We start from the raw sequence: 14,209 nt of genomic DNA on the forward strand, positions 1-14,209 counted from the left end.
CAACGAATTTCCAATCGACGTCTAACGCTTCCGAGTGCTTCCGCCCGCTAAGGAACCCATGATTCCCCGCACGAGCTGACGCCCGATCTGACTGCCCAGCGAGCGCATGGCGCTGGTGGCGAAGGCTTCAATGGGGGTCTGGCGGTTGCTGGTTCGCCCGGCTGCGGGATTCCTGGCGCCGCGACCGCCACCGAAAGCGTCGGAAAGGTCCGCTTCAGCCGCGGCCGCTTGCGTCCGCTGTTCCAGAATCTCATGGGCCGAGACGCGGTCGATCGGGATGTCATAAATCCCCTTGACCAGCGATTGCTCCAGGATGGCGCGACGTTGCGCCTCGCTGATGGGTCCAAGCTGGCTGCCGGGGGGCGCGATGTCGACTCGCTGGACGATGCCGGGGATGCCCTCCGCATCCAGGGTGGAGACCAGCGCCTCGCCGACCCCAAGCTCGGTGATGACGGTCTCGGTGTCGAGCGCCGGATTCTGCCGGAAGGTCTGGGCCGCCACCCGCACCGCCTTCTGATCCTTGGGCGTGTAGGCGCGCAGGGCGTGCTGCACCCGGTTGCCGAGCTGACCGAGCACCGATTCGGGCACGTCGAGCGGATTCTGGGTAACGAAATAGACGCCAACGCCCTTGGAGCGGATCAGCCGCACGACCTTTTCGATATTGTCCAGCAGCACTTTGGGCGCGTCGTCGAACATCAGGTGCGCCTCGTCGAAAAAGAGCACCATCTTCGGTTTCTCCCGGTCGCCGACCTCGGGCAGTTCCTCGAAGAGTTCGGACAGCAGCCAGAGCAGGAAGGTGGAATAGAGCGCCGGCGCATGAATCAGCTTGTCGGCGGCGAGCACGTTGATGTAGCCGTGGCCGTGCTCGTCGGTCTGCATCATGTCCTGGAGCGCCAGCGCCGGCTCGCCAAACAGGATGTCGCCGCCCTGCTGTTCCAGCGCCAGCAGGCGGCGCAGGATGGCCCCAACACTGGCGCTGGAAACATTGCCATAGCGGGTCTGAAGGTCGGCCGCGTGCTCCGAAACATGGCCGAGAAGCGCCCGCAGATCCTTCATGTCGAGCAGCAGCCAGCCGTTCTCGTCGGCGACCTGGAAGACGATGTTGATGACGCCCTCCTGAACTTCGTTGAGATTGAGCAGCCGCGCCAGCAGCAGGGGGCCAAGCTCGGTGAGCGTGGTGCGCACCGGATGACCCTGTTCGCCATGGATGTCCCAGAACATCACCGGGTTGGCGGCGTAGACGAAGCCGTCTTCGCGTTCCAGATGCATGCCGGCGACCCGTTCCGCCACCCGCCGATTGTCGCCGCCGGCCTGGGCGATGCCCGCGAGATCGCCCTTGATGTCGGCCAGAAACACCGGCACGCCGATCCGGCTGAACTGCTCGGCGAGCCGTTGCAGCGTGACCGTCTTGCCGGTCCCGGTCGCGCCGGCCACTAATCCGTGACGGTTGGCCATGCGCGCGAGGAGGGAGACGGACGCATCGCCGTGTTTGCCGAGGAGGATGGACGATGTCATGAAAGGCGCTCCGTGTAATTTGGGCGATGCGGACGTGTCGGCGAGTATACCCATTGCATTCGGAGCGATCATGCCAAATCATGGAGGTCGATAAAAAACCCCTTTGGACCATTTGAATCCGGACATGATCAAGATGTACAACCCTCTTCGCCAATTCGCCTTCCTGCTCGGCGCGGCGTTTCTGTTGATCGGCTGTTCGCAGGCGGCCGGACCGACGCTGACGGCGCCGGAGGCGCTCGCCAAAGCCCAAGCCGCGGAGCTGACGCTTATCGATATCCGCACCCCCATGGAATGGCGCCAGACCGGCGTTGCACCGCTCGCCCTGCGCATCGATATGCAAAATCCAAAGGGGCCAGAGGGCTTCGCGGACAAGGTGCTGACGGCGGTGCAGGGCGACAAATCGGCCCCGATCGCCATCATCTGCCGCACCGGCAATCGCAGCGGTTACATGCAGCAGGAACTGATGGCCCGCGGGTTTTCCAACGTCTACAACGTCTCGGAAGGCATGGTCGGCAGCAAGGCCGGTCCTGGCTGGATTCGGCGCGGTCTGCCGATCGAATCCTGCACGAACTGCTGACGATGGAGCGGACCCCGGCATTGCCGCGTCGCCGGGGCCGCCAGATACAGATCGCCCTGGAAAGAGCGGTTGAACCACGAAAAACACGAAAAACACGAAAATTTTCAAAGGGTCGCCAAGCCGCTGGATTTAGGACCACTGGCCACTCTCAACCTCAACCTCAGGAGTTAGCATGTCCAACCCTTCAGCTTATCTCGCCAGTGTCCTGCTCGCCGCCACCGCCACGCCCGCATTCGCGGAAAACCCCAGGGTCGCGCTCGACGTGACCATCGGCGGCCAGCCCGCCGGGACCATCGTCATCGAACTCTTCGCCGATGTCACGCCCAAGACGGCGGACAATTTCCGGGCGCTCTGCACCGGCGAGAAAGGCAAGGGCAAGAGCGGCAAGGATCTGAGTTACGCCGGCAGCCCCTTTCACCGCATCATCCCGGAATTCATGATCCAGGGCGGCGACTTCACCAACGGCAACGGGACCGGCGGCGAATCCATCTATGGCGAAAAATTCCCGGACGAGAACTTCCAGCTCAAGCACACCGAGGCGGGCACGCTCTCGATGGCGAACGCCGGACCGAACACCAATGGTTCGCAGTTCTTCATCACGGTCGCGCCGACGCCCTGGCTGGACGGCAAGCACGTCGTCTTCGGCAAGGTGGTCGACGGGATGGATGTGGTGCGGGCGATGGAAGCCCAGGGCTCGCGCTCCGGGCGTCCGCTCACGGAGGTGGCGCTGGAGGCATGCCGTCAGCTCTGAGGTCGGAAGCGCGTGGAGGCGGTTCCCGAATCCGGTTTGGGACCGCGCTCCATCAGGGCCATCCTCGCGGTGTCCTGGCATCGGCTCCTGACTTGGGGCGATGCCGCCCGCATCCTGGAAGTGCCCGGTGCGGTCGTTAAATAACGAGTAAAAAGATAAGTTAAACAACGACAGCGACTGCGACGACACTGACGCCAAAGGTATTCGTTAAAGGGCTTCCATGGTTGCGCTATTCCAGCGCTTTATACGCCTTGAGGAGCTTTGGGATTTCATATTTCCACTCCAGTTCGTTTTCGACCCGGCGCCGGCCAAACGCGCCCATGGTGCGTCGTCGGTCTGGATCGTCAAGCAGCTCGACGATTTTGCGACCCATGTCTTTGGGGTCATTTTGCGTGGCGTAAAGCGATGACTCTTGCGCCGAGAAGCGACCTTCGGTCAGTTCGAACTGGACGATGGGCTTGCCGAGCGCCATGTATTCCATGATTTTGTTCATGGTCGATTGATCGTTCATGGGATTGGCCACATCGGGATTCACGCAGATGTCCGCAGTGTTCAGGACTTCCAGAAGCTGCTGATCCGAGACACGACCCGTAAAGGTGACATACTCGTCGACCCCGAGCGTTCTCGACAGATCGATCATCTCCTCCAGCGAGGTTCCGCCGCCGATCAGGCAGAATTGAATGTCGTGGCGCCCAAGATCCCGGACGATGAAATCCACCGCCTGAAGCAAGAGATCGATCCCCTCCTGTTTGCCCATCACCCCAACGTAGCCGACAAGAAATGCGCGCCCCTTTTTCCAGGAGGGGACGGGCGGAACGATCTTCAGGCGTTCAAGCATCGGCCCGCTGCGAACCACGAAGACGTTGGCGGGATTCATACCGCCACGTTCGATCGCAATTTTTCGGTAGGACTCATTGGTGGCAATCGAAACGTCGGCGGTGCGAAAGGTCATGCGTTCAAGCCAGACGAGAAGCTTCCAGTAGAAATTCCGTTTGCCGAATTTGGCTTCGTAGAGTTCGGGATTGATATCGTGATGATCGAAGAGAAATTTTGTGCCGAAGATCGCTTTGAAGAGTCCGCCGATCACAAAAAAAAGATCGGGAGGATTACAGGCGTGAATGATGTCCACGCCATGCTTGCGCCGCACCTTCAGCGCCAGCCATAGCGTATGAAAGAGGGCGACGGAGTACTCGACGAGATACCCTTTGGCACCCTCCGCTTCCAGCGGAAGTCGGTAACGGTAGAGATGAATTCCCTCGATTTCCTCGTAGCGGGCTTCATAGCCTTTTCCCGTTGGGCAGATGATCGAAACGGCATAGCCATTGGCGGCCAGTGTCGTGGCCTCCTGCCAGACCCTTCGGTCAAACGGAGAAGGTAAATTCTCGACGAGGATCAGAACACGGCGAAGGGTTTGATTCATGGGTTCGCTCCAGGCAGGTCTGGCTAATACAAGGATTTCCGAAACAATCCGGGAGTTTATCCCAGGCTCGCTTGCCAGTCGCTGACCCGGCGGCAGGCGATGGCGGCGCGTCAGGGTCGCCAGCGCAACCCTCAAGCCGCCGCGGGTCGCATCTCAGTGGTGGGTGGCGTTGTCGTCGGAGGGTGGCGGATCCTCGCTCTGCGCATCCGTGGGATCGCTGATCCGGTGGTTCTCGTCCAGCCAGTCGCCGAGGTCGATCAGTCGGCAGCGCTTGCTGCAGAAGGGACGCCAGGTCGAGGTGTCGGTCCATTCCACTGGCTTTCCGCAATGGGGACAGGCAACGGTGATCGCCATGGTTACAACACGCAACAAGTGAGTCTGAAGTGAACGTCATCGGCACGCTGGGAGGGGCGCCCGTTGGATTCAACCGCCATGAACCGGATGCTGAAGCGGTTTTTGTGTCCACTGATCTCGGGGTAGCTCGCTTCGGAGGCGTCGAGTCCGACGCGCAGCATCTGTGCTGGAGCAGCGGGATTCAGCGCCTCTTGAAAAAAGCCTCCCGTGGCCAGGGTGCGTCGAGGCGAAGCGCTGCCGCGCACCAGGGAGAGCGCGATCTGGATCGCGCTGACCGCTGGCGTGAGGTCATGCCGCCAGTGATCGAACCGCGCCTGCCGTCTCTCTGGCGGCTGGATCAGCCAATAATGGTAATGCGGCAGATCGAAGCTGCAGGTGCCGCCTGGAATGCTGCTGCGTTGGGCGATCGCCTTGAGGAATTCATCTTCGCGGGCGGTTTGACCAATGGGGCCGTTCATACCTTGTACCCCATCGACTGCATCGTCGAGGTCGCCCAATACCTGCGTCAGTGCGTTCGGATCGACGCCGGGTTTATCGGCGAGTCGGCTGAGTGTGCCGAGGTGGCGGTCCAGCTCCTTGAGAATCTCGTTCTTGATATCCGAACGCGCCGTGATGGCGGCGATCTCCAGCAGCGCTTCGATCGCGACCCGGGTGGCGGAGGGATCGAACTGATCGGCGAAGTGCTGAAGTCGCTCGAACAGATGCTCAAGCCGCAGAAAGGTGCGGATGCGTTCGTTCAGCGGATATTCGAAAATGATCGATGTCGACACGTTGATGTCCCAAAGCTAGGCGGGAGGCTCGTCGAGTTGACGCGGGCCGCACGGCGAGTGCGGCATGGTGCTCCATAGGGCTAGCCCACGCGCGGTTCGGATACTTAAATTCTCCCGGTTTTCCCGCGCGATGTCACGAACCACATCAGCCCAGACGCAATGTCCGTTTATAGAACTCCGGGATGGCGTCCGGGTCGGTCGTCATCAGAATGTGGTCGAGCAGTCGGGCCGGCACCCGGCCCTGTCGACCCATTTCAGCGAGTTGCAGGCGCAGCCCCTCCCAATAGAAAGCGCCGCCGGAGCCGTCGAAAAAGACCACCGGGCTGGTCTCGATGACACCGAGCTTCATGTCGGTGAGGGTGAGTCCGACCTCCTCCAGCGTGCCGACCCCGCCCACCAGAAAGAGATGAAAGCTGGCAATCTCGAACCAGCGCTGGCGGGCCTGACGGCTGCGTGCCTGAAAGGTCTGATAGAACTCGGCGGTCTGGTTGAGTTCCTGGTCGATGGTCTCGATGAAGCTCGACCCCACCATGAGTCCAAGTTTGTGGGCGGCGTCCGTCACCTGTTGCATGGCGCCCGGTCCGCCGCCGGTCAGGATGCCGATGTCGCTGCCGAACAGGTTTTTCAGATTGCCGAGCAGACGTTCGATCTGGTGGGCGGCGGCGTCGTTCAAGGGCTTGACCGAGCCATAGATCGCAAAGATCAGACAGGAGCGGAAACGATCGACCTTGTCCGGCGTGGTGAAATAGCCGCGCAAGCCCCGGAAGACATGCCGGACCACCTGGCCGCGCGATTCGTTGCACCAGAAGACCTCCAGTCCCAGGCCCTCGTAATCGGCGAGCCGACCATGGTCGCGGGAGGAGAGAAAGGGGCCGTGCTCGAAGGATGCGCGCCGGAAGACGATGCGGGCGACGCGCTGGCGTAGGGCGGCGGCGCAGATCTCGGTGTGTTCGATCAGATTCGGGAAATAGCCGAGCAGCAGGGTCGCGCGCGCGCCGTCCGGCAGATCCGCCAGGATCCGCGTCCCGTACTCGGTGTGCAGGTGCAGATCCAGCCCTTCGGCGACCAGACCCGCCGCCAGATCGGTGCCCCCGCGCGGATCGCGCGGAACCCGCGGCTGGGTCCACACCTGATCGGGGTCCGCGCCATCCAATAAGGCGCGCGGCGCGCGGGTCACGGCCATCATCCGATGCGAATAGCGGTCAGTAACCGGGCTTGCCTCCAGCCGGTCGAAAATCGCCAGCAGCGACTGGCAGGCCATGTCGCCGCTCCCTTCGCTGGGGCAGGGCAGGTCGTTAGCCGCGCTGGCGGGCGCGGTCTCGGCCGGCTCGGAGAGCGGCGGCGCGGGGAGGTTGTGGCCATGCCAGTACCGCGGCTTGGGTTTGAGCAGGATCGCCTCATGCACCGAGGCCGCGACGCTCGGATTGATGATGAGCTGCTCGGTGCGATTGACGAATTCCAGATAGACGTTGGTTCCGCGCGTGGAGACCGGGTCGAGGACCGTGGCCTGGAGATGGAAGCCCAGCGAATCGTCCAGGTTGCGCAGCACCACATAGTGACGGTGCAGGAACATGGAGCAGGCGGTCACCAGGCCGTCCTTGGGCAACAGCTCGATATGGTCGACCGCTTCGCGGATTTGCAGCCGGTTGAGCAGATCCTTGCCGTCCGCGTGGGTCGCGATGGCGGTGACTTCCTCGGGGGTCAGGGGTTTCTGGAAGCGAAAGATCTGACGCTGCGGACGCAGGATCAGATAACCGTTGCCGTCGAGCGAGAACCCGGCCGGGACTTGCAGTGCGTTCTCGCGAATCAATTGGTGGATGGCGGACGAACCGAGCCGGTTGTCCGTCGGGCAGAACACCAGCCGTCCGACCCGCAGTCCAGGTACCACGATGCGCTCCAGATGTTGCGCGATGCCATAGGAATGGATCGCGGCGGCGATGCGCAGTCGCAGGTCGCAGTGTCGACCGTTGAATTCGGATGTCCCAAGCGGAAGGATGTTGATGCCCATGCGCGCCAGCCGGCTGCGTGCCGCGAACACCAGGTCCGCTTCGCGATCGCCGACGAGGTCGCGAAAGGCCGTCGAGATGGCGAAACGTGCCGTGACGACGAAACCTTCGTCGTCCGTGTCGAGCAGAGCGGTGATCCAGCCGTCGTCGGTTTCGGGTGTCGCGTACATCGTGGGTGTCTCGGAAGCGCGGTTGGTTATGGGATGCTCATGGAGCGGGCTGCCGAGCGTATCACAGGGCGTCTTGAAAATGCCCCGTAACCCAACTGCCGCCGAGTCAGCCCGCAAAAAACCGTGCCAACCAACTCTGGTTCTGTCTTCCTGCATCCTTCTGTCGTGTCGGCCGCCGCAGTGCGGGAGGAAGGGGAATATCCATGGGCGCCAGGTTTGCGATGATGGCCTGCGGGCGACCCAATACCAGCAGATGAGCTTCCTCGGCACCGATCCAACGCTCGGCGGCGACTCGCCCTTCGTCCAGGAGCGGTGCGCGATGCTTGGTATCATGCGCATCCGTGGCGAGGATATGCACCAGGCCATCGTCCAGGAAGCGCTCGGACCAATAGGTTGGGTTGCGTCCGAAACGGCCCGTCAACGCCCCCGCGGTCAGTTGGATCCAGGCACCGCCACGGACGGCGTCGACGAACCAATCATAGTGATCGTCATCGAGCCAGGTGAGTCTTTCGGGGTGCGTGATCACCGGGACATAACCGGCCGCCAGCACATCGAAAAGCAAACTGGCGAAACCCGCGGGGACCGTGTGGTGGGGAGGTTCGAAGAGGCAATAGCGGGAGCCGTGCAGTGTGGGCATGTGCCCCGAGCGAAGGCCGTTGACCATTTCCGGAACGATTTGTATGTCCGCGCCGTAGGTGATCTCAAGCGCAATGTCGGCCTCCTGGAGTTCCCTTTGCAGCTTCTCGACATGGTGTTTGATGGCTTCGCCGGTATTGTCGAAGAGACCCGGGTAAATGTGCGGGGTACAGGCGGTCATGGTGATGCCGTCAGCGACTGCAATGCGCGCCATGGCAAGCGCCGTTTCAAGATCCCTCGCGCCATCGTCGATGGCGGGAAGCAGATGGCAGTGAAGATCGATCATATGTTCTCATCAACGGATTCGCATTCAGGGATGGCTGCCGCGTCCTTGATAGAAAAAATCAAAGAACACCTCGGAGAATCCAAGCGAGGACGCCCATGTCCAAGTCTACGCCGGTGCCGTTGCGATTTCCTCCCGCCGACGGCAGCAATGCTTCAAGCCGGACGGGGCATTCGCCCCATAAGCGCCAACTTAACCGCACCGTTGACGCTCTTGTGCATTCATCATCTGAATGACCCTGGCCGGAAGGGTTTGCAAGCGGCGGCGGCGCGGACGTTCCTTGAGCACGTCGAGGCAGGCGTTCCATTGCTCGGCGCACCACTGTTGAGCGTCGAGAATCCAGCCATCGACCTCTTGGCGAACGATCGCCAGCCGCCGCCACGGGGTCAGGCGACGCGGTCGATCCAGCGGGTCGATGCCGCCCGTGGCATGACGCTGGGCGCGTCGCTCGATGACCCGTGCATCAAGCCATTTTCCCCGGATCCAGACCTCGCCTCAGCGACTGTTTTGCGGGGTGCGCAGGGTATCGAGATCAAGCCGCGACTGGAGCCGCTTGAACGCCAGCGCCACTGGCCAGCGGCAGCGGGACAACGCCAACACCGTGGGGCCATCCAAGGTCTCGGGAGCCACCGTGGTGAAGACCATGACCCAGCCGGCCAGAAACCGGGTGGCGTCACTCGGGGTTCGCCCGTTGCGTTGAGCCGTTTTTCGGCACCGCCGCCGGGCGGCCTCCGCCGCCTCCGGCGGGAGACGCACCGCGTACCGCCAACCCGGTCCGCTCGCCTGCGGCGCGCGCCGCCACACCGGGAGACGGATCGTGTCGTCCGTGCAGGCGCGCAGAGACGCCGCGACCTCCAACCGCACCGCCGCCGGATCGAACACGTCCGCCTCCCCTGAGCGGGCAAACACGGGCATCGCCGTGGGGTTCACGCGCACGATCGCCTCCACGCCACGCGCGCACCGATCGAGAATCACCTGCGGCTGATGGTCGCCTCGGTCCACGAGTACGCTGTCTCCGGCCTGCCACGGATACCGCGCCAGGCTTTCCCCGCCATCCGCTCCGGTCACGTCCACCGCGTGCACGGTCATGTGGGTTCAATCCAGTGCCAGATGCACCCGATCGTCCGTTCCCTGCGCACCTGACCCTTGCCGCGACGACCCATCGACGATCGGCAACCGCCATCCGGTCAAGGGGGTCTGCGTGGCGGGGAACATCGTGTGCAGCAACGCCTTCAGCCAGGGGCCGCAGGCTCGCAAGCGCTGGTGGATCGCGGTCTCGGCGAGGCGTTCCTCCAGCCGCGTGAAGCTCCCGGCGGTGGTTCGCAGGGCTTGGTCGAGCCCGCAATACAGCATCACGACCTGCAGCAGTTGCGCCGGCGTCTTGAGCTTGCGCGGGCGTACGAATGCCTTGAACTCACGCGCCATCGTCGCGTACTCGGGTGGCAATTCCTTCAGAAAGGCTTCAAACGCAAGATCGACGGGCTGGGAGGCGCGGAGCATGGCGGCAAAATGCCCAACAGATCGCGCCTCTCTACGGATTTTCAAGGGCTTTCCGGCTATGTTGGCGCCTATGGGTGAATACCCCGTCCCGCCTGGAAAGAAGAACATCGCGCCTAGTTCGCCAGAATGCAGAAAACAATTCGAGCCTGGAGCCTTTTCTTACAACCGAGGATTTTTGATGAAAGGTGAATTCACAGCGATTATCGAGGCGGCCCCGGAAGGTGGATTTTGGGCGATTTGCCCGGAGATACCTGGCGCGAATGGACAAGGAGAGACGCTAGAGGAAACCAAGGAGAGTCTGCGACAAGCCATCGAAATGATCCTGGAGGACCGCACCTCGGATATCCTGCGTGGACTTCCACAGGATGCCATTCGCGACACAGTCGCCATTAGATGAAACGGCTTTTCCTGGAGAGAAAGTTGCGAATCGCCGGACGCCAATCAAGCGAGCAGGGAAACGTTAAATTCCGCCGCTCGCTGTATTTCGTCAAGGATTTGAAGGCCGGCGATATCATTACCCCAGAAGCGATCCGCAGCGTCCGCCCAGGATTTGGCGCCGCGCCGAAGTATTTGGAGGAGATTGTGGGGCGACGGGTGACGTTGGATGTGGGGGCGAATACGCCGGTGCGGAGATCGAATATTGGATAGTGCGTTCCTGTATAGAATCGTCGGATGGGCAAAGTGCGGCGTGCCCATCTTTGACGCGCCGTAGGCATGCGATGGGCTACAATGCAGTCCGTCTTTGTCACGAAACATTGATCTGAACGCACCTTGAAAACCGCCGCGCCGATGAGCCACGATCAGAATTTCAAGAATCTCATCCTCGACTACCCACGCGAGGCCGTGCGTTTTTTTGCCGCCGCGGAAGCCATGCAGGTCGATCAGAACGCACGGATCATTCCCATTCGCGAGGAACAACTCAAAGCGCGTTTGAGCGAACGTTTTCGCGAACTGGACACCCCGCTGCTGGTGGAATGGCCCGATGGACGAAGGGAGGCGCTGCTGTTCGTGTTCGAAGAAGAAACCGACCCCCGCCGGTTCTCGATTCATCGGCTTGCCCATTATTGTCTGGATCTCGCCGAGCTGTTCGCCACCGACCGCGTCGTCCCGATCGTCATTTTTCTGCATCCGGGCTGTTTTCCGACCCAACTCAGTCTGGGCGGCGACGCCCATCGCTATCTGGAATTTTGCTATCTCGCTTATGCGCTCTTCCAAACGCCCGCGCGGGCCTACTTCGACAGTCCCAATCTCGTCGCCCGTCTCAATCTACCCAACATGGCCTATGCCCCGGCGGACAAAATCGAGGTCTATGCGCAGGCCGTGCGCGGCCTGCTGGAACTGGAGCAAGACCCGGAACGACAGCTCAAATATCTCGATTTTATCGACATCTACGCCCACCTGGATGAGAATGAGCGCGTCATTTATCAGCAACGTTATGCCCGGGAGGCAGCCACGATGAGCGGATTTGCCGAGCGTTTTATTCAACAAGGCGAAGCGAAAGGACGTCAGGAAGGACGCCAGGAAGGACGCCAGGAAGGACGCCAGGAAGGACGTCAGGAAGGCCGCCAGGAAGAAGGCGCGTTGATCCTCACGCAGTTACTGACACTCAAATTCGGCCCGGTCAGCGATGCCGTGCGGCAACGTCTGCAAGGCGCCGATCCTGACACGCTGCTACGCTGGTCGGCACGGGTACTCGCGGCAAGCGGTTTAGAGGACGTTTTCTCTGAGACCGAGGATCTGTCGGATGGATAACGGTTCCCACTCGTTCCCACGCTCCCGCGTGAGAATGCCGTCGCACCGCTCCAGCGGTGCGTGTCGGCAACGCGACGCTGGAGCGTCGCGACCTGCTCCCACGCCGGAGCGTGGGAGCGAGCAAAAATTGTTTCTGACAAACCCGGTGTCAATTCGTGTTGACCGGAAAGTGCCAAGACGCAAGCGGTCAAGTCGACATCTCCTTAACTTCTTGAAAAGAAGTCGGAAAATATGTTTTTAGGCTTAACTTAATGGCAGTGACGCCGGAGCGTGGGAGCGAGAAAGAGAAGGAAAACGTGGTCTGTCCCGGTTTCTCCCGCGAAACAGGATGACACACCGATGAATGCAATCGAATTTCAGGCCGTTGCCCACGACGGTGTTCTCGACATTCCGCCTGAGCATCGCCGTTTACTGGATGGCAAAACGGTGCGCGTTGTCCTGGTGGATGCCGAGGTCCAGGGCTCCGGCGGCCACCAGACCCTCTTTACGCGCCTGCGACAGGTGCGCGTCCAGGGGCCGATTGACCTCTCGGCCAACCATGACGCCTACATCGTTGGCGAACGGGATGTCTGAGTCTGTTTTCGTCGATACCGGCTACATCCTCGCGCTGGTCAACGAAAACGATCAACATCATGCCGAGGCGCTGGCGTTTTCGGAACGGTTTGACGGACAGCCGGTTGTCGTGACGGATGCCGTGCTGCTGGAGATCGGCAATGCGTTATCCCGAATGGATCGCAACGCCGCTGTACAGATCATCCAGGATCTCCGCGACGCTCCAGGCGCGACCGTGGTGAACCTGAACCCCGAGTTGTTAGTCGGCGCTTAATCTGTATCGGCGCCACATCGATAAGCAGTGGGGACTGGTCGATTGCGTCTCCTTCGTTGTCATGCGCCGTTTAGGTTTGACGACCGCGCTCGCCTTCGACCAGCACTTCGTCCAGGCTGGGTTCCTCTCACCTCGATTCTGACGCTGGAATACTTGGGAATATGCAATGGGAGACCTGACCCGTTCCTTCCAACGAATAGTTTCGTAGGGTACGCATCGCGTACCGTTCAGCGAATAAAAAACCGCCGTGTTTCGGGAAGAAACACGGCGGTTGAATCAAGCGATCCGTTTATCCAAGTGGCGTCCGTGCCGTTTGCGAGGGTGTAAGGTACGCGATGCGTACCCTACCTGGCTGATAAGCCCCGGTTTTCCCACTTCAGGAAACAAAATCATGCAAATCGCCATCAACCTACCGAATGATTTCGTCGAAATGCAGACGGCGAGTGTCATCGAACGCGAAATGCGCGCAAGTTACGCCCTCGCGCTGTTCAAGGCGGGACGGATAACATTGTCTAAAGGTGCCCAACTGGCCGACTTGACGGTCCATGACTTCATGAAGTCATGTAAGGATAGCCAGATACCAGTCATCGACATGACCAGGGAAGAACTGATGGAGGATCTTGAATCCATGAGGCAAGCATGATCCTGGTCGCCGACTGCTCAGCGTTGATCGCGCTGGCATCCTGCAATGGCCTGCGCTGGCTGGAGGCGCTCTTTGCGACGGTGATCGTCCCGGAGGCCGTTTACCGCGAGGCGATTGTGAGCCACAAGCCGGAAGCGCAACAGTTAAAAGAATTTCTCAAGGATAAAGTCAGAAAGATCGATCCCGGCAGCGCCGTCTTGCTGGATGGATTTTCTGACCTTGGCGAAACCGAGGCCATGGTTTTATACAAGCAATGCTCGGCTGATAAGTTGTTGATTGACGACAAGCGTGGACGAAGGGTCGCGCGGATCAATCACATCAGCACGATTGGCTCGCTTGGCATCCTGTTGGCCGCGAAACAGGCGGGCCTGATCGACCGGATTTCACCGTCTCTGGCCAAGCTCGACGACGCTGATGTGTTTATCTCAGCCGATCTCATTGCGACAGTGATGGATCTGGCGGGCGAGGAATGGCCGTTGTGAGATCCTATCTCGAACGAATAGGCAAAAGAGAGAAGGAAAACGTGGTCTGTCCCGGTTTTCTTATATAATTTATATTGCACAACTGAACTGAACCAGTGCCGCAATGGGAGACCTGACCCGTTCCTTCCAACGAATAGGCAAAAGAGAGAAGGAAAACGTGGTCTGTCCCGGTTTCTCCAATATTTTTATTCGCCACTCTTGATTCCGTTGAGATACTGACTAATGAATGATCAGCCATATCCGCCGCTACACACATTTGCGCAAAATATATATTCCCAGAATGGAGAGGACGGAATCATTGCTGAAGTTTTAAAGAGGATTTCGCGCTCAAGTGAACTTGATCACTGGTGCGTTGAGTTTGGGGCATGGGACGGGGTGTATCTTTCAAACACCTATAATCTAATCAAAAACAAAGGTTACAAAGCGGTTTTAATCGAGGGTGATCAAAAAAAACACAACGAGCTTTGCAAGAATATCCCTCAGTGCGATGTGATTAAGCTCAACGCGTTCGTTACGCTTGACGG

At 60.3% G+C, this 14,209-nt stretch carries 18 protein-coding genes; 10 read left to right on the forward strand and 8 right to left on the reverse strand.

The window, feature by feature from the left end; all coding sequences use genetic code 11:
• Positions 1-21: 21 nt before the first annotated feature.
• Positions 22-1,515: a helicase HerA-like domain-containing protein gene (locus QZY07_RS00680; RefSeq protein ID WP_295398976.1), complete on the reverse strand. Its 1,494-nt coding sequence runs from the start codon at positions 1,513-1,515 to the stop codon at positions 22-24.
• Between the two features lie 133 nt (positions 1,516-1,648).
• Between QZY07_RS00680 and QZY07_RS00685 the strand changes: the two genes are divergently transcribed.
• Both QZY07_RS00685 and QZY07_RS00690 read left to right on the forward strand, forming a co-directional pair.
• Positions 1,649-2,092, forward strand: coding sequence for a rhodanese-like domain-containing protein (locus tag QZY07_RS00685; protein WP_363183505.1), 444 nt, complete (start codon positions 1,649-1,651; stop codon positions 2,090-2,092).
• A 172-nt stretch (positions 2,093-2,264) separates the two neighbouring features.
• Entirely contained in the window at positions 2,265-2,843 is a 579-nt protein-coding gene (locus QZY07_RS00690) for a peptidylprolyl isomerase (protein WP_295398980.1), read from the forward strand.
• Between the two features lie 229 nt (positions 2,844-3,072).
• Here the strand turns inward: QZY07_RS00690 and QZY07_RS00695 are convergent, their stop codons facing one another.
• The 7 genes from QZY07_RS00695 to QZY07_RS00725 all read right to left on the reverse strand — a co-directional run bounded on the left by QZY07_RS00695 (position 3,073) and on the right by QZY07_RS00725 (position 9,982).
• On the reverse strand, positions 3,073-4,263 hold the full coding sequence (locus tag QZY07_RS00695) for a glycosyltransferase family 4 protein (protein WP_295398982.1): 1,191 nt from the start codon (positions 4,261-4,263) through the stop codon (positions 3,073-3,075).
• Between the two features lie 153 nt (positions 4,264-4,416).
• Complete coding sequence (yacG, locus tag QZY07_RS00700; protein WP_295398984.1) at positions 4,417-4,617, reverse strand: DNA gyrase inhibitor YacG; 201 nt, start codon at positions 4,615-4,617, stop codon at positions 4,417-4,419.
• 2 nt (positions 4,618-4,619) lie between these two features.
• Complete coding sequence (zapD, locus tag QZY07_RS00705) at positions 4,620-5,387, reverse strand: cell division protein ZapD (protein ID WP_295398985.1); 768 nt, start codon at positions 5,385-5,387, stop codon at positions 4,620-4,622.
• Positions 5,388-5,532: 145 nt separating this feature from the next.
• Complete coding sequence (locus QZY07_RS00710; RefSeq protein ID WP_295398987.1) at positions 5,533-7,563, reverse strand: LOG family protein; 2,031 nt, start codon at positions 7,561-7,563, stop codon at positions 5,533-5,535.
• A gap of 106 nt (positions 7,564-7,669) precedes the next feature.
• Entirely contained in the window at positions 7,670-8,485 is an 816-nt protein-coding gene (locus tag QZY07_RS00715; RefSeq protein WP_295398989.1) for a CpsB/CapC family capsule biosynthesis tyrosine phosphatase, read from the reverse strand.
• Positions 8,486-8,977: 492 nt separating this feature from the next.
• Entirely contained in the window at positions 8,978-9,571 is a 594-nt protein-coding gene (locus QZY07_RS00720) for a hypothetical protein (protein ID WP_295398990.1), read from the reverse strand.
• Between the two features lie 6 nt (positions 9,572-9,577).
• Positions 9,578-9,982, reverse strand: coding sequence for a hypothetical protein (locus tag QZY07_RS00725; protein WP_295398992.1), 405 nt, complete (start codon positions 9,980-9,982; stop codon positions 9,578-9,580).
• Here QZY07_RS00725 and QZY07_RS00730 point away from each other — a divergent pair.
• The 8 genes from QZY07_RS00730 to QZY07_RS00765 form a co-directional block, all read left to right on the forward strand.
• On the forward strand, positions 9,981-10,379 hold the full coding sequence (locus QZY07_RS00730) for a type II toxin-antitoxin system HicB family antitoxin (RefSeq protein WP_295398993.1): 399 nt from the start codon (positions 9,981-9,983) through the stop codon (positions 10,377-10,379). The two genes, QZY07_RS00725 and QZY07_RS00730, sit on opposite strands and share 2 nt — an antisense overlap.
• A gap of 23 nt (positions 10,380-10,402) precedes the next feature.
• Positions 10,403-10,630 carry an SAF domain-containing protein gene (locus tag QZY07_RS00735; protein WP_295398995.1) on the forward strand — a complete coding sequence of 76 codons (228 nt, stop codon included), beginning with the start codon at positions 10,403-10,405 and terminating at the stop codon, positions 10,628-10,630.
• A 141-nt stretch (positions 10,631-10,771) separates the two neighbouring features.
• Positions 10,772-11,734, forward strand: coding sequence for a hypothetical protein (locus QZY07_RS00740; protein WP_295399006.1), 963 nt, complete (start codon positions 10,772-10,774; stop codon positions 11,732-11,734).
• Positions 11,735-12,073: 339 nt separating this feature from the next.
• Complete coding sequence (locus QZY07_RS00745; RefSeq protein WP_295398996.1) at positions 12,074-12,307, forward strand: hypothetical protein; 234 nt, start codon at positions 12,074-12,076, stop codon at positions 12,305-12,307.
• Positions 12,300-12,560 (forward strand): PIN domain-containing protein, encoded by a 261-nt coding sequence (locus QZY07_RS00750; protein WP_295398998.1) that lies wholly within the window; start codon positions 12,300-12,302, stop codon positions 12,558-12,560. Before QZY07_RS00745 ends, QZY07_RS00750 begins: the two co-directional genes overlap by 8 nt.
• A 391-nt stretch (positions 12,561-12,951) precedes the next feature.
• Positions 12,952-13,203 (forward strand): UPF0175 family protein, encoded by a 252-nt coding sequence (locus QZY07_RS00755; protein ID WP_201095862.1) that lies wholly within the window; start codon positions 12,952-12,954, stop codon positions 13,201-13,203.
• Positions 13,200-13,685, forward strand: a complete 486-nt coding sequence (locus tag QZY07_RS00760) for a DUF3368 domain-containing protein (RefSeq protein WP_295399001.1) — start codon at positions 13,200-13,202, stop codon at positions 13,683-13,685. The genes QZY07_RS00755 and QZY07_RS00760 overlap by 4 nt, the downstream gene beginning before the upstream one ends.
• 222 nt (positions 13,686-13,907) lie before the next feature.
• On the forward strand, positions 13,908-14,209 hold a 302-nt coding region (locus QZY07_RS00765; RefSeq protein ID WP_295399002.1), incomplete at its 3' end, for a hypothetical protein.

The organism is uncultured Thiocystis sp. (assembly GCF_903866365.1).
In the GTDB taxonomy this organism is placed as follows: Bacteria; Pseudomonadota; Gammaproteobacteria; order Chromatiales; family Chromatiaceae; genus Chromatium.